This is a genomic window from Pseudomonas entomophila (genome assembly GCF_023277925.1).
Lineage (GTDB): Bacteria > Pseudomonadota > Gammaproteobacteria > Pseudomonadales > Pseudomonadaceae > Aquipseudomonas > Aquipseudomonas entomophila_D.
Genome location: NZ_CP063832.1, coordinates 5,373,183 through 5,388,594, shown reverse-complemented (window position 1 = coordinate 5,388,594; position 15,412 = coordinate 5,373,183). Strand labels below are relative to the sequence as shown.

Here is a 15,412-nt window from a genome sequence, read left to right as displayed (position 1 = left end):
TCTGTCGTCCTTGAGTGGAAGCTACAGCGAACCTGTCAGTTCGGCTCGCGGGGGTTGTCCAGCTGCCGGGCACATGGCCGCGAGCAACTGATGAGGGTGTTCGCAATACAGCTGCGGATTGTGATCGTGCAGCACGTCGGGCTCGCCATAGCCCCAACCCGCTGCCACCGCCGACATACCGGCGGCCTGCGCCGTGAGCAGATCGATGGCCGTGTCGCCGACGAACAGGCAATGCCCGGGCGCCACACCCAGCCTCTCGGCGGCTTGCAGGGCTGCGTCGGGCGCTGGCTTGAGGCGCTGCCCTGCTCGGTGGCCAATGACCACGGCGAACGCATTCGTCGGTAACAGGTACTCGACCACTTGCAATGCCAGTGCATGGGCCTTGTTGGTCACCACGGCCATGGGCAGGCCCCGCGCGCCAAGGGCCTCGAGCAGCGGCTCGACACCCGCGTAAGGCCTCGACAGCTTGACCAGGTGCTGGCGATAGCAGGCGCTGTAGGCCGCTTGCAAGTGCTGGGCATCCTCCACGCCGTGCTCGTGCGCGACCCGCTCGATCATCGCGGCCACGCCGCCACCGACCAGGGCACGCACGGACTCTACAGCCAGAGGGGGCAGCCGGTGCTGACCCAGAACATGGTTCAGGCACCAGGCGATATCGGGCAAGGTGTCCACCAGGGTACCGTCCAGGTCGAACAGCACCGCACGCACATCAGCCAGCCGCCCCATCACTGCGCACTGGCGTAGTGGCATGGCCGGCCACGGCTGAACACCAGGCGGCTGTAACGCTCGTCGACATTGCTGCGGCGCTCCAAGGTGACCACGCCCCGGCGCTTGATGGCCACCGAATGCCACGGCGTGCGCCACAGGTCGCTGGTGGGGACCAGGCGGATGCCGATCTTCGTGGACACGGCCAGTTGCGGGTGGATCGACAGGCGCAGGCAGTGGGGGTAGCGCGCCTGCAGCAAGGCACTCCACGCCTCGCTGCGCTGGATCACCCGCTGCGACGCGGGCTTGGCCACCTTCTTCACCGCGTTCATGCTCATGCCGGCGAAATCCGCCAAGCCGGCGTAGTCCTCCGACAGGAAGCGGTGGATACCGCAGTACATCAACATCATGTGCTCTTCGGCTTCGAAGCGTTGCTGCAGAACCCGTAGCGACTGGCCGTGCTCGATCATCAACTCTTCGCGCATCGAATCCAGGCAACCCAGATGCGGGTAGGCGTCCTTCAGGTCGAACAGGGTGAAGCTGCCGGGGTAATGCTGGTCGGCGTAACGCTGGATGTCGTCGGTGTAGGCCTGGACATGGACATCGGGCACGCGCACCAGGTCGGAGAATACATAACCGTCCGAACAGATATGGATCACCGCCCCCGGCGCGTGCAGCGCACGGATCTCCTCACACAGCCTGTGCAGTTCGTCGATGGCGTGGTGCTCGGCCAGATCGGGTAGCGGGCCGAGGGTCTTCTGGCGGTTCGGCGACTTGCCAGGGAACGCCGGCAGCACCATTTCGATCGGCAGGCCTTGTTCGAGGGCGGCCAACACCTTGGGCAGGTGCGGCGCCAGGGCGGCCTCATCCAGCGCAGGGTCCTGCCCGGGGGCCAGGCTGCGGCGGCGGAACAGGCATTCCAGAATGGCGAGCGCGGTGTCGATGGGCGCAGCGAGGGGGCGTTGGCGCGGCAACGCGCCACCTGCCGAGAGAGCGAGGCTCGATTCGGTCACGGTACAGTCCTTTGTCGGAAGAGGGTACGGCCAACCCACGGCCGCCAGGTCATCCTGACCTGCGGCGGATAAAATCCTGCAAAGTACGTGACCCTGTCAACTGGATACTTATGTAATTTCCCACACAAAAAAAAACGCCCCGGCAAGCCGGGGCGTTTCGCGGTACAGGCAGCTGTCAGCGTGCGTAGGTCATCAGCACATCGGCCGCGGTCTGGCTGTCCACCGACATCATCACGCTCAGGGCGGTGACGGTGAGGATGGAGAAGCCAAACACCTTGCGTGCCCACTTGCTGTCGTCCTCAGCCTTGTAGCCACCCCAGGCCATGTACAGCCAGTACAGGCCCATGGCGGCCGCCACGGCGAGGTAACCCAGGCCGGCGTAGCCGCCGAGGGTCAGCATGACAGTGGCGAGGACGAAGGCCAGCACGTACAGCACGATCTGCTTCTTCGCCGCCAGGATACCGCGCGCCACCGGCAGGACCGGAATGTTGGCGGCGCTGTAGTCCTTGAAGCGGAAGATGGCGATGGCGAAGCTGTGCGGCATCTGCCACAGGCTGAACATCACCAGCAACGTCACCGCAGCCAGGTCGAAGCTGTTGCTCACGGCGCAGTAGCCGATCACCGGAGGCATGGCACCGGACAGGCTGCCAACCAAGGTGCCGTGCACCGATTTGCGCTTCAGCCAAAGGCTGTAGAAACCGACGTAGACGACGAAGCCGACCAGCGCGCAGAACGCCGCCAGCGGGTTGGCCTGGACATACAGCAGGCTGAAGCCGGCCACCCCGAGCAGGGTGGCGTAAGCCAGCGCGAGGGTCAGCGACATGCCACCCTGCACCATGACGCGGTTCTTGGTGCGCTCCATCTTGTGGTCGATGTCACGGTCGATGCAGTTGTTGAACACGCATCCGGACGCGACCACCAGCGAAGTACCGATCACCACCGCCAGGAACAGGGCGAAGTCCACATGGCCCTTCGAGGCAAGGAAGAAGCCGCCTGCCACGGAAAGCACGTTACCGAAAATGATCCCCGGTTTGGTGATTTGGATAAAGTGCTTAACGGACATGCAGTCTTACCTCACTTGGCCAGCATTTCGAAGTGGATGCTGAACATGATCCACAGCGACAGGCCGACCAGCAGCGCGATTACCAGAACAGTGAACAGGAACGTCGACACGTTGGAACGTTGCTCTTTCGAGCGGTCCATGTGCAGGAAGTACACGAGGTGCACCACCACCTGGATGACGGCCATGGCCACCACGACCAGGACGGTCAGGTTCTTCGGCAGGCTCGGGAACATCACCAGGCCGAACGGGATCGCGGTCAGGATGATCGACAGCACGAAGCCGATCATGTACGACTTCACGCTACCGTGGTTACCCTCGTGATGAGTGTCGTGTGCGCTAGCCATTACAGAACTCCCAGCAGGTAGACGACGGTGAACACGCAGATCCAGACCACGTCCAGGAAGTGCCAGAACAGGCTCAGGCAGCTCATGCGGGTCTTGGCGGTCGGCGTGATGCCGTGCTTGTTGATCTGATACATCATGATCGCCATCCAGATCAGGCCGGCGGTCACGTGCAGGCCGTGGGTCCCTACCAGGGCGAAGAACGCCGACAGGAAGCCACTGCGCTGCGGGCCGAAGCCTTCGGCGATCAGGTGATGGAACTCATAGATTTCCATCGCGATGAAGCCTGCACCGAACAGGAAGGTCACAGCCAACCAGCCCAGCACGCCTGCCTTCTTGCCGTCGAACATCTTCAGCATGGCGAAGCCGAAGGTGATCGAGGACAGCAGCAGGAACGCGGTTTCGACCAGCACGAAGTCGAGCTGGAAGATGTCGTGACCCGACGGGCCGCCGGCAAAACTGCCGGACAGCACCGCGTAGGTGGCGAAGAGCGACGCAAACAGGATGCAGTCGGTCATCAGGTACAGCCAGAAACCGAGGACGGTCATCTGGCCCGAGTCGTGGTGGTGGTCATCATGCCCATGGTCGTGACCATGAGCAGCACCGTGCATTACTTGACTGGACATTGATTACACCCGTTCAAACGATTCGACACGTGCGCCGCCGGCAGGCAGTGCACCAGCCTTGGCCAGCGCTTTCATGCGCTCGCCTTCGATGCGCGCCACTTCTTCGGCCGGAACCATGTAGCCCTGGTCGTCACGCGCGGCGTGGCGAACGAAGACAGCGATGGTCGCAACCAGGCTCGCACCCACCAGCCACCAGATGTGCCAGATGAAGGCGAAACCGAACACAGTCAACAGCAGGCCCATGAACAGACCGGTGGAGGTGTTGCTCGGCATGTGGATCGCTTCGTACTTGGCAGGGGCTTTGTACGCGGCACCGGCTTGCTTGGCTTCGTGCCAGGCGTCCAGGCCAACATGCTCAGGCATGTGAGCGAAGTTGTAGAACGGAGGTGGCGACGAAGTCGACCATTCCAGAGTACGGCCGCCCCATGGGTCGCCAGTGACGTCCATGTTGTCCTTGCGGTCGCGAACCGAGACGTAGATCTGGATCAGCTGGCAGGCGATACCGAACAGGATCAGCACGGCGCCGACGACGGCCACGTACAGGTAGGGTTCCCACAGCGGGTTGTCGGAGTGGTTCAGACGACGGGTCATGCCCATGAAGCCCAGGGCGTACAGCGGCATGAACGCTACGTAGAAGCCGGAGATCCAGAACCAGAAGGCAGCTTTGCCCCACTTCTCGTTCAGGGTGAAACCGAAGGCTTTCGGGAACCAGAAGGCGAAGCCGGCGATGTAGCCGAATACCGCGCCACCGATGATCACGTTGTGGAAGTGGGCGATCACGAACAGGCTGTTGTGCAGAACGAAGTCGGCACCTGGAACAGCCAGCAGAACGCCGGTCATGCCACCGATGGAGAAGGTGACCATGAAGCCCAGGGTCCACATGATCGGCGCGGTGAAGCGCAGACGGCCCTGGTAGATGGTGAACAGCCAGTTGAACAGCTTCACACCGGTCGGAATGGAGATCAGCATCGTCGCCAGGCCGAAGAAGGTGTTGACGCTGGCGCCGGCACCCATGGTGAAGAAGTGGTGCAGCCAGACCGCGAAGCCCAGGATGGCGATCGCGCCCGATGCGTAGATCATCGAGTGGTGACCGAACAGGCGCTTGCCTGCGAAGGTCGAGGTGACTTCCGAGAACACGCCGAAGGCCGGCAGGATCAGAATGTAGACCTCAGGGTGACCCCACGCCCAGAACAGGTTGACGTACATCATCGGGTTCCCACCAAGCTCGTTGGTGAAGATGTGGAAGTCCAGATAACGGTCAACGGTCAGCAGGGCGAGTGCGGCGGTCAGGATCGGGAACGAAGCGACGATCAGCACGTTGGCCCAGGTGCAGGTCCAGGTGAAGATCGGCATGTCCATCAGCTTCATGCCAGGGGCGCGCATCTTCATCACGGTGACGAGGAAGTTCACGCCGGTCAGTGTCGTACCCAGGCCTGAGAGCTGTAGCGCCCAGATGTAGTAGTCGACACCCACCCCAGGGCTGTACTGGATACCCGCGAGCGGCGGATAGGCAACCCAGCCGGTCTTGGCGAATTCACCAACGCCCAGCGAGATGTTGACCAGCAGCACGCCTGCCAGCAGCAGGTAGAAGCTCAGGGAGTTCAGGAACGGGAAGGCAACGTCACGTGCACCGATCTGCAGCGGAACCGCGAGGTTCATCAGGCCGGTGAAGAACGGCATCGCCATGAAGATGATCATGATCACACCGTGGGCGGTGAAGATCTGGTCATAGTGTTCAGGCGGAAGGTAGCCTTCGGAGCCACCGGTGGCGGCGGCCAGCTGGGTACGCATCATGATGGCGTCGGCGAAGCCGCGCAGCAGCATGACCATAGCGACGATGATGTACATCACGCCGATTTTCTTGTGGTCGACCGTGGTCAACCACTCGGTCCACAAGTAGGTCCACTTGCGGAAATAGGTGATGGCACCAACGACGGCGATACCACCGAGCGCGATCATGGCAAGCGTCACCATGACTATCGGCTCGTGATAGGGTATCGCCTCCAGGCTTAATTTACCGAACATCTCTTACTCCTCTGCACCGGCAGCTGGTTGCATACTCGATTCCACACCCTTGGTAGTGGCCAGGTCTTTGCTGCCTGCTTCTTCGTGGCTAGGACGACCGCGGTTCATGCCTTCGTACTTGTCGACGATGCGCTGGAACTGGTCAGCCTGGGCCTCGCTGTACAGCGCGACTGGGTTGTTTTCGCTTGCTTTGGCCAAGGCGTCATATTCGGCCTGGTCCAGTTTCTTCGGCGATGCCTTCACTTCAGCGACCCATGCATCGAAGTCAGCTTGCGAGGTGGCAACCGCCTTGAATTTCATACCGGTGAAGCCGGCGCCGCTGTAGTTGGCGGAGATACCGTCGAACTCACCGTTCTCGTTGGCGATCAGGTGCAGTTTGGTGGTCATGCCAGCCATGGCGTAGATCTGGCCACCCAGGCCCGGGATGAAGAAGGAGTTCATCACGGCGTCGGAGGTGACACGGAAGTTGACCGGGGTGTTAGCCGGGAAGACGATCTTGTTGACCGTGGCAATGCCCTGCTCCGGGTAGATGAACAGCCACTTCCAGTCCAGCGCGACCACGTCGATCTGCACCGGCTTCACATCGGAATCCAGTGGACGGTACGGGTCCAGCTTGTGGGTGGAGTGGTAGGTGAAGTAACCCAGGGCGATGATGATCAGGATCGGGATGATCCACACCGCGGCTTCGATCTTGGTCGAGTGCGACCAGTCGGGGGTGTAGGTGGCGGCCTTGTTGGAAGCGCGGTACTTCCAGGCGAACGCCAGGGTCATGATGATCACGGGCACGACCACCAGCAGCATCAGGCCGGTGGCGATCAGGATCAGGTTCTTCTGCTCAATGCCGACCTGGCCCTTTGGGTCGAGCAGGGTCCAGTTGCACCCACTGAGTAAAAGCATGCCTAAAAAGGGCAATATGCCAAACAGTCTGGGGTAACGCTTTTTACTCATCTCACGACCTCTAGATCAGCTTGCTTCAATGCAATTTGTGTTTTGGTAGCCAACACTTCGTCCTGCCAAGTGCGGCAATTCGCGCCCGTACACGCCCCTGCCCGGGATCCGACTGCAGGATCTTGGCTTCAAGCGGGTTAGCGGTGCTTATGGTTTCGTAGGCAACAGGCCTGTACTTCAGACCAAGTCCATTTGGTGCGGGAAAACGCGGAGGGGGGTCCGCCCGGTATCGCCGTTGGGCGAAACTTGACGAAGTCAGCAAAAGGGAGCGCTGCGGCTTCCTTCAATCCTGCGACTTGCAAGCAGTGCCGAACGGAAATTGGGGGCGATTGTAGTGAGGTCGCCCCCCATTGACTATGACTTATTGAGCAACAGTCCTTTACAGAATCCGTAACAATAGCGCTCGAAAAATCAACTTCGCGACAGTTTGTCGCACCCCGCCGAATAGCCCTGAAACCTGCATTGCGCAAGGCCTCCAGCTTGATCCTAGTCAATCATCCGGCGAGATTTGCGCCTTCTCCCACCGCGCAATAGACCTGGGTCAATCAGGGACTTTGGTCTAACCACGACGGCGGTTGCGGTAGATCCCCAGGGGGACCAGCACGGTGGTCAGCACGAAGGCGACCAGAGCCCATTGCGCGAGCGACAACCCCAGGATCGGTGGGTACGGCGTGGAGCAGAAGCCATCGACCTGGAACGCCAGCGGCCACAGCTTGGCCAGCGGCAGGTCGTCGACGATGGGTTGCAGCGTGTCTATGCCGCAGCTGACCATCGGGTTGGCGAGTATATACACATGGTTGCCGGCTGCAACGATGCCACCGATGGCGCTGAGCACCACCAGCACCTCGAACAAGGTCAGGCTCTTGCGCCCCGGCATGGCGGCGGCGATGAAGGCGAAGATCGCGATGAACAGCAGCGCATAGCGTTGCAGGATGCACAGTGGGCAAGGGGCTTCTCCGAGTACCACCTGCATGTACAGGGCGCCGCCGATCAGCGCCAGGCAGATCACGCCGAGGAGCACCAGAAAGCGCCGTTCCCGATTCAGGCGCGATGAGAGTTCGTTCATTGCCGATTCCTTCGATGGAGAGTGGCAGCGTTGGCTGCCCGAGGGCGCCAAGTCTACACGCTGGAGATGACCTTTGAATGTGTCGAGGCGGGGCGTGCGGCTATCCACCGTTGACCTAGGACCGAGCAGGTCGGTTTCGGTTCAACCACCGCGCGTGAAAAACACGGCGGCCCGAGCGCCGGACAGGGCACGGCCCCTCGACACTCGGGAGTGAAGGATACAGTGATTAAAGGAGGATTAAAGATGAAGGCCGGTGTAGAGGCTTTCATCTTCCTTATATAGAGAGGGCTGGGCCCAATCGCTGCGGTTCGGCGCTCGGCTGCAACGCCCCCTGCGACTGCAATCGTCCGCTTCGTTCTCGATTACCCACGGTCGGGAGCATGGCAGGAAGCGCTAAGGCGGAACGCCGAACCGCAGCGATTGGGATCAAGTGCCGTTCGCCGACAAGCCAGCTCCCACGGAACCTGTAGGAGCCGGCTTGCCGGCGAACCGTCAGTAAGCGCTACCGATCACTCCAACGCCGCCGCCGGCCCGAAGAACTCATAACGGCTCTGCCCTTCCGGCACCCCCAACCCCTTGAGCTGGCGCTTGATCGCCGCCATGAAGCCCTTGGGCCCGAGGAAGTAGGCATCGACATCGCGCTCGCGCGGCATCCACTCGGCCAGCAGGTTCTGATCCAGCAGGCCCACCGCATCTGCGGCGCGGCTGCCGTCGTCTTCGGCGTAGCAATAGAAGCGCTTGAGTTGCGGATGCTTCGCTGCCAGCCCGTCGACCCAGTCACGGAACGCATGCACCGCGCCATTGCGCGCGCAGTGGATGAAGTGCACCGGCCGCTCGGTCTTCAGCGCCGCCTCGAGCATGGCCAGGGTCGGGGTGATGCCCACGCCGCCACTGATCAGCACCAGCGGCTTGTCGCTGGCGGCCAGGGTGAAGTCACCGGAAGGCGGGAACAGCTGCACCGTCGCGCCCACCATCAGTTCGTCGTGGAGGTAGTTGGAAACCTTGCCTTCAGCCTCGCGCTTGACGCTGATGCGGTACTGCTCACCGTCGCACAGGGCCGACAGGGAATAGTTGCGGCGCTGCTCGACGCCGCCGATGAAGAGTTGCAGCCCAATGTACTGGCCCGGCTCGGCCTTGATCACCGGCTTGCCATCTACCGGGGCGAAGTAGAACGAGACCACCTCGCGGCTTTCCTGCTCGCGGCGCACCAGGCGGAACGCGCGGGCGCCGCGCCAGCCACCGGCGGTTTCTTCCTTCTGCTTGTACAGGCTCTCTTCGGCGCCGATGAGGATATCGGCCAGCTGCCCATAGGCGGCAGCCCAGGCGGCGATCACCTCGGGCGTAGCGATATCCTTGCCCAGCACTTCCTCGATGGCGCGCAGCAGGCAGCCGCCGACGATCGGGTAGTGCTCGGGCAGGATCTGCAAGGCCACATGCTTGTTGATGATCTGCCCGACCAGGCCACCGAGCTGCTCAAGCTGGTCGATGTGCTTGGCATACATCAGCACGCCGTTGGCCAGGGCACGTGGCTGGTCGCCACTGGCCTGGTGGGCCTGGTTGAACAGGGGGCGTACTTCGGGGTATTCACTGAGCATCAACTTGTAGAAGTGGGTGGTCAGCGCCTCGCCACCGCTTTCCAGCAGGGGAACAGTGGCCTTGATGATTGCACGTTGTTCGGCATTGAGCATTGCAGCGACTCCTGAGCCTGTGGCTTCGAATAGTTGTCATCGTTGCTTCAGCAATCGTGCCAACTTTAAAAGCCAATGAATTCAGGGGCTTGAGCATTATAGGTGTCATAAGGACACACCCAAGCGTATAGTCATTCCGACCAACAGGAGTCCATATGACTGCAAAACCCCTGCTCACCGCCCTCCTCCCCCTGGTCAGCGACCTGTCCTGCGACCTGCCCGACCAGGAGCGCTACCGCCGTCTGCTCCAGGCCATGCGCGGCCTGCTGCCATGTGACGCCGCGGCGCTGTTGCGCCTTGATGGCGAGTGGCTGGTGCCGCTGGCGGTCGACGGCCTGTCACCTGACACCCTCGGTCGCCGCTTCCGGGTCAGCGAGCACCCACGCTTCCAGGCGCTGCTCAGCCGCCCGGAACCGACCCGTTTCGCCAGCGACAGCCCGTTGCCCGACCCCTACGACGGCCTGGTGAACGCCACCCACGCCGACCTCGAAGTACATGACTGCATGGGTTGCCCCTTGATGGTCGACGAACGCCCCTGGGGGCTGCTGACCCTCGACGCCCTCACCCCCGGCCAGTTCCAGAGCCTGGAGCTCGATGCCCTGCAAGCCTTCGCCAGCCTGGCCGCCGCCACCGTCACCGTGGCCGAGCGCATCGAGCACTTGGCCCTGCGTGCCGAGGACGAGCACCAACGCGCCGAGGTGTACCGCCAGGCCAGCGGCCAGGACAGGGAACTGATCGGCCAGAGCAAGGCGCACAAGCACCTGGTCGAGGAAATCCGCCTGGTCGGCGGCAGCGACCTGACCGTGCTGATCACCGGCGAAACCGGCGTCGGCAAGGAGCTGGTGGCCCAGGCACTGCATAGCGCCAGCAACCGCGCCGACAAGCCGATGATCAGCCTGAACTGCGCCGCATTGCCCGACACCCTGGTGGAAAGCGAACTGTTCGGTCATGTGCGCGGCGCCTTCACCGGCGCCCATGGCGAACGGCGTGGCAAGTTCGAGCTGGCCAACGGCGGCACCCTGTTCCTCGATGAAGTCGGCGAATTACCGCTGGCTGTGCAGGCCAAGCTGTTGCGCGTGCTGCAGAGTGGCCAGTTGCAACGGCTGGGCTCAGACCGCGAACACCAGGTGGATGTGCGCCTGATCGCCGCGACCAATCGCGACCTGGCGGAGGAAGTGCGCAACGGCAACTACCGTGCCGACTTCTATCACCGGCTGAGCGTCTACCCCCTACAGGTCCCCCCCTTGCGCGAACGGGGTCGCGATGTACTGTTGCTGGCTGGCTATTTCCTGGAGCAGAACCGCTCGCGCCTGGGGCTGGGCAGCCTGAGGCTTTCCACCGATGCCCAGGCCGCGCTGCTGGCCTACGACTGGCCGGGTAATGTGCGTGAGCTGGAGCACCTGATCGGCCGTTCGGCGCTCAAGGCGTTGGGGCACCATGGGCAGCGGCCGAAGATTCTCACGCTGGAGGCCGCGGACCTGGACCTGCGCAACGTCGTGCCCGCCGTGCATGTCGCAACCGAAATGCCACCCGCCGACGCGCCGCTGCCCGAGGGCGGACTGCGCGAGGCAGTGGATGATTATCAACGGCAGGTCGTCGAAGCGTGCCTGAAGCGTCATGGGGATAACTGGGCGGCCGCGGCACGGGAGCTGGGGCTGGATCGGGCGAACCTGAGCCGGCTGGCCAAGCGTCTGGGGCTGCGTTGACCGGGTTTGTCGGCGAACAGCCGGTAAAGCGCTATCCGTAATCGCAAACTAAGCTAAAGCCCGGCGCCAAAAAGCCGATAACCCGGCATCCTCCCCATTTCGAACCAAAGGTTGCCCATGGCCACGCAAAAAGCCCGCGCGGACTCGTTGTCCCTGCTGCTGTTCACCCTGCGCAGCGGCAAGCTGATGGCAATCAACCTGCTCAAGGTCAGCGAGATCATCCCCTGCCCACCGCTGACCAAGCTACCGGAGGCCCACCCGCACGTGAAAGGCGTGGCCACCCTGCGTGGTAACTCGCTGTCGGTGATCGACCTGTCCCGGGCCATTGGTGAGATGCCCCTGGCCGACCCGGACGGCGGCTGCCTGATCGTCACCGAGATCAGCCGCTCGCGCCAGGGCCTGCATGTGCAGGCAGTGAGCCGCATCGTTCATTGCCTGAGCACCGACATCAAGCCGCCGCCGTTCGGTTCCGGCAACCGCTCGTTCATCACCGGCGTGACCCGGGTCGACAACACCCTGGTGCAGGTGCTGGACATCGAAAAGGTCATCCATGGCATCGCCCCGCCGCAGCATGAGCCGCACCCGGGCGAAGTCAGCGAAGAGGATGCCAGCCTGCTGGCAGCTGCCAACATCCTGGTGGTGGACGACAGCCAGGTGGCGCTGCAACAGTCGGTGCACACCCTGCGCAACCTGGGTATCGAGTGTCACACCGCGCGCAGCGCCAAGGACGCGATCAACGTGCTGCTGGAGCTGCAAGGCACCGACAAGGAGATCAACATCATCGTCTCCGACATCGAGATGTCGGAGATGGACGGCTTCGCCTTCACCCGCACCCTGCGTGAGACGCCGGACTTCCAGCACCTGTATATCCTGCTGCACACCTCGCTGGACAGCGCGATGAGCGGCGACAAGGCCAAACTGGCAGGGGCCAACGCCATCCTCACCAAGTTCTCCTCGCCCGAGCTGACCAACTGCCTGGTGACGGCGGCGCGGGCGGTGGTGTTCGAAGAGCGTTAAGCGGGCAAGTGAGTTGAGCAGAAGGCCATGGCCTCTGCTCACTAGAGTATCAACGCTTAGGTTGCCCTGCATTTTGCGTGGCAGCTACCTTTTGCGCTGCTTCCCTAGCTGGCGCTTTCAAAGCTTCCTGTTTCCAACTCGGCCATTGCTCGACTTCCTTGCGGCATGCATCGAGGTATCGGAGAAAATCCTGTTTATTACCGCTCATCTGATTGCTCCTCCAAATAGGTTGACAGCAATTCGCTCGCTACCTTTTCACGTTCCATATATGAGCAAGGTAACATCTGGGTGCGCAATTTAGCATCCGATTCCGACCAGTCAACCACTTGTCCATCATCCGTTTTACGTATGACAGGATAGCCGCTACCCAGATTTGTGGAGAACAGGTCGAAGAAGCTCCTCGGCCCTACGCCCATAAAGGGCTCGAACAGCACACCCTTACCATGCCTGTCCAAAGAGATTGCATCAGAATGGAATTGTTGCGCCTTGCTCTTGGGATAAGGCTCAACATACACCACGCGCTTCACGCCGGCGGCGATGATGTGCTTGGCACAGTTGTGACATGGGAAAGTGGTGCAGTAGAGAGTGCTACCCATTGCACTGACTCCTGTCCGGCTTGAGGACAGCAACGCTTCCATCTCAGCGTGAACCACTCTTCCATATTCCGTAATCTCTTTTATCTTGCTTTTTCTCAATAATGGCGCGACATCGTTGCGATAGTCCTCCGGAAGCAATCGAAGAATATCTTCGACAATGATGTTCTTCTGGACAGCGTTGGAGTCCTCGCCTCGCATGTAATCCCGCCCATCCTCTTGGTCAACCACCTCATGGGCAGCACTCTCAACGGGCCAATAGAGGCCGCCTCCAGATTTTGGTACATCATTCGCACCTGTGGCGATAATGCACTCATCCTTGGTTACTACGGCCCCGACCTGACGCGATAGGTCAGCGGAACGCAACGAGGCGGAGAACGCCATGAACATGGCATATTCGTCGAATGTCGGGGTGACGTACGGCTTGCCGAATAACAGGTCAAGTACGCGCCACACCTGCATTTTCAGTGAATCGTGATTGCCGTCGTAATTGATGAAAAAATCCGAGAGATGGTAGGTGTCCCGGGTGTGCTGGCCATAGTCGTCCTTCTCGTCTTCATCGCGTGAAATCAACTCTGCTGCTTGCTCCGCCGTGAGCCTGACGTCCTTCACGAGGTAATTGTTGCGTCGTTCATGATCCGCATGCACACCGATCAGAAAGAAGCCACCGGCGTACACTTTTCGCAGGCGCTGAACCTCATGCGGGCTTTTCAACGAGTTGATCAGGTAAGCATGCCTCCTAGGCTCAGCCTTGCCCCGCCGCTCCCCAATGAGTGCCGCAGCCCCCAGCGCCAGAATCGAATTATCCTGACATAGCTTGCGCAATCGATTACCCTCGCGCATGAACCCGTCGATACGCTCGAACTCATTCTGAGCATTGGGCGCCTCACCCAGCAATGCTATGACATCCGCAGACATCTTTATATGCTGTGCAGTGTAAGAAAAAGCCTTCAATCTTTCCTCTACCAGTTGGCATACCGTCTTGAGATCAGTGCCAATTGACCCGACAAAGCCTAAAACCAATTCGGAGTCGGTATACGAGTCATCAAGAAAGGATGTTGATTTCAACCCGGAGGTTTCAGATAAGCTTCGCAGGGCCAGAGCCGCGGCATTGGTCCTTTCACGGGACTCTGGCCCCGTGCTTCCGGATATCAAGCGTTCAACCAGCGCTTCCAGCTCCGCAGCGGGTTCTGGCTTACCTTGAAATACAATATTCCCAGTGCTTGGGAACCAATTCAGAACACCGCCGCTTTTGCTTCTGAATTGAAGTTGATTGGGGTTGAGTGCTTTCCATTCGCCTACTGTATCCAACTGGCTCAAGCGCTCTCGCAAGTTATCCTGACTCCCGTCAAAACGCATTTCACCTCTCCTAGGCTCAGCACAATCAAGACCCATCAGTTCTAGCAGCACAGAGCAGCTTTGCAAGCCATAGAAACAACGCGAGACACCTTCAGAAAATATCCAATAAACATATCGTGGATGAAATCTATAATTTGTAGGAAATTTTCCCTTGCACACCGGCACGCCAACGGCATAATCCGGCCCCTCAACAGGGATTAAACAGATGACCCGCTCGACTCTCCTGCTGCTCTGTCTTTTGGTACCGTCCATCGGCCAGGCCTCTTCCACCCAAGCCTGGAGCGACCAGCGCCAGCAGATGCTCAAGGCCTGCCTGGCCGCCAGCCAGTTCAAGGACGCCCACGTGCTAGGCAAGCCCGCCGAGTTCGACGACCAGGTCGGCTACAGCGCGCTGCTGGTAGAAGGCACCTACCCACAGAAGCACATGCAACAACGCACCGGCACAGAATTGTGCCTGTACGATCGTCAGCGCCAGCAGGCGTTCGTGACCGAGTGGGAAGCCGGCAAGCCGTGAGCGACAGTATTCGTTTTGCCTGTACCGGCTGCGGCAAGTGCTGCACGGGCCACCACGTGCCGCTGACCCTCGCCGAATCGCGCCAGTGGGCCGCGTCCGGTGGCCAGGTGGTCGTGTTGATCGAGGGTTTCATCATCGATGGGCCTGGCATGCCGGCCGACCAACGTGACCATGTGCTGCGCCGATCCCACCCCGTGCACTGCGGCACAGGCGAACTGCGTGTGTCGATAACCTTCGCCGCGTTCAATCCCGGGCGCTGCCGCAACCTCGACGCCAACGACCTGTGCACCATCTATGACACCCGTCCGCTGGTGTGCCGGATCTACCCGGCCGAGATCAACCCGCACCTGCCGCTGCGGCCGGAAAACAAAGACTGCCCACCCGAGGCCTGGGAGCAAGGGCCGGTGCTGATCCATGGCAGCCTGCCGGTGGATGCCGGGCTCCGGGCGTTGATCGACGCGTCGCGCCAGGCGGACCGGGACGACATCGCCGGCAAAGTGGCGATCTGCCAGGCGCTGGGGATGACCACCAGCGCGTTGAAGGGCAATGGGTTTACCGCGTGGTTGCCGGATATGGCGGCGTTTGCCGCAGTGCTGGGGCAGGCGCCACAGACCGTCGACGCCCCTTGGATGGTGCATGTCCAGGACGAGGCGCTTGCCACCGAGCTGACGGATCAGCATTTGCAAGTGACCGGCGAAGCGCCGGTCTACTACGCATTCATCGGTTTCTAGGCGATCTCTGTAGGAGC

At 61.2% G+C, this 15,412-nt stretch carries 15 protein-coding genes; 4 read left to right on the top strand and 11 right to left on the bottom strand.

The window, feature by feature from the left end:
- Window positions 1-21: 21 nt before the first annotated feature.
- The 9 genes from IM733_RS23900 to hmpA all read right to left on the bottom strand — a co-directional run bounded on the left by IM733_RS23900 (window position 22) and on the right by hmpA (window position 9,475).
- Entirely contained in the window at window positions 22-750 is a 729-nt protein-coding gene (locus IM733_RS23900; protein WP_248918746.1) for an HAD family hydrolase, read from the bottom strand.
- Window positions 726-1,718, bottom strand: coding sequence for an isocyanide synthase family protein (locus tag IM733_RS23895; RefSeq protein WP_248918745.1), 993 nt, complete (start codon window positions 1,716-1,718; stop codon window positions 726-728). Before IM733_RS23895 ends, IM733_RS23900 begins: the two co-directional genes overlap by 25 nt.
- A 175-nt stretch (window positions 1,719-1,893) precedes the next feature.
- Window positions 1,894-2,781, bottom strand: coding sequence for a heme o synthase (cyoE, locus tag IM733_RS23890; protein ID WP_011532291.1), 888 nt, complete (start codon window positions 2,779-2,781; stop codon window positions 1,894-1,896).
- An 11-nt stretch (window positions 2,782-2,792) separates the two neighbouring features.
- The gene (cyoD, locus tag IM733_RS23885; protein WP_011532290.1) at window positions 2,793-3,125 is read right to left on the bottom strand and encodes a cytochrome o ubiquinol oxidase subunit IV; all 333 of its coding nucleotides are present in this window, start codon (window positions 3,123-3,125) and stop codon (window positions 2,793-2,795) included.
- Entirely contained in the window at window positions 3,125-3,748 is a 624-nt protein-coding gene (gene cyoC / locus IM733_RS23880) for a cytochrome o ubiquinol oxidase subunit III (RefSeq protein WP_011532289.1), read from the bottom strand. The genes cyoD and cyoC overlap by 1 nt, the downstream gene beginning before the upstream one ends.
- A gap of 3 nt (window positions 3,749-3,751) precedes the next feature.
- Window positions 3,752-5,773: a cytochrome o ubiquinol oxidase subunit I gene (gene cyoB / locus IM733_RS23875; protein WP_248918744.1), complete on the bottom strand. Its 2,022-nt coding sequence runs from the start codon at window positions 5,771-5,773 to the stop codon at window positions 3,752-3,754.
- 3 nt (window positions 5,774-5,776) lie between these two features.
- Complete coding sequence (cyoA, locus tag IM733_RS23870) at window positions 5,777-6,721, bottom strand: ubiquinol oxidase subunit II (RefSeq protein ID WP_213659645.1); 945 nt, start codon at window positions 6,719-6,721, stop codon at window positions 5,777-5,779.
- Window positions 6,722-7,280: 559 nt separating this feature from the next.
- Complete coding sequence (locus tag IM733_RS23865) at window positions 7,281-7,787, bottom strand: disulfide bond formation protein B (protein WP_248918743.1); 507 nt, start codon at window positions 7,785-7,787, stop codon at window positions 7,281-7,283.
- A 509-nt stretch (window positions 7,788-8,296) separates the two neighbouring features.
- Complete coding sequence (gene hmpA / locus IM733_RS23860) at window positions 8,297-9,475, bottom strand: NO-inducible flavohemoprotein (protein ID WP_248918742.1); 1,179 nt, start codon at window positions 9,473-9,475, stop codon at window positions 8,297-8,299.
- 155 nt (window positions 9,476-9,630) lie between these two features.
- Between hmpA and norR the strand changes: the two genes are divergently transcribed.
- Both norR and IM733_RS23850 read left to right on the top strand, forming a co-directional pair.
- Window positions 9,631-11,181 (top strand): nitric oxide reductase transcriptional regulator NorR, encoded by a 1,551-nt coding sequence (gene norR / locus IM733_RS23855; RefSeq protein ID WP_248918741.1) that lies wholly within the window; start codon window positions 9,631-9,633, stop codon window positions 11,179-11,181.
- Between the two features lie 117 nt (window positions 11,182-11,298).
- A complete protein-coding gene (locus IM733_RS23850) occupies window positions 11,299-12,198 on the top strand; it encodes a chemotaxis protein (RefSeq protein ID WP_011532282.1) in 900 nt (299 codons plus the stop codon).
- A gap of 49 nt (window positions 12,199-12,247) precedes the next feature.
- On the opposite strand, the gene IM733_RS23845 is transcribed toward IM733_RS23850, so the two are convergent.
- Window positions 12,248-12,406 carry a hypothetical protein gene (locus tag IM733_RS23845; protein WP_248918740.1) on the bottom strand — a complete coding sequence of 53 codons (159 nt, stop codon included), beginning with the start codon at window positions 12,404-12,406 and terminating at the stop codon, window positions 12,248-12,250.
- The gene (locus IM733_RS23840) at window positions 12,396-14,150 is read right to left on the bottom strand and encodes an anti-phage dCTP deaminase (RefSeq protein ID WP_248918739.1); all 1,755 of its coding nucleotides are present in this window, start codon (window positions 14,148-14,150) and stop codon (window positions 12,396-12,398) included. Before IM733_RS23840 ends, IM733_RS23845 begins: the two co-directional genes overlap by 11 nt.
- Before the next feature lie 205 nt (window positions 14,151-14,355).
- Between IM733_RS23840 and IM733_RS23835 the strand changes: the two genes are divergently transcribed.
- Both IM733_RS23835 and IM733_RS23830 read left to right on the top strand, forming a co-directional pair.
- Window positions 14,356-14,664 (top strand): hypothetical protein, encoded by a 309-nt coding sequence (locus IM733_RS23835; RefSeq protein WP_248918738.1) that lies wholly within the window; start codon window positions 14,356-14,358, stop codon window positions 14,662-14,664.
- Window positions 14,661-15,395 (top strand): YkgJ family cysteine cluster protein, encoded by a 735-nt coding sequence (locus IM733_RS23830; protein ID WP_248918737.1) that lies wholly within the window; start codon window positions 14,661-14,663, stop codon window positions 15,393-15,395. Before IM733_RS23835 ends, IM733_RS23830 begins: the two co-directional genes overlap by 4 nt.
- The last annotated feature ends 17 nt before the right edge of the window (window positions 15,396-15,412 follow it).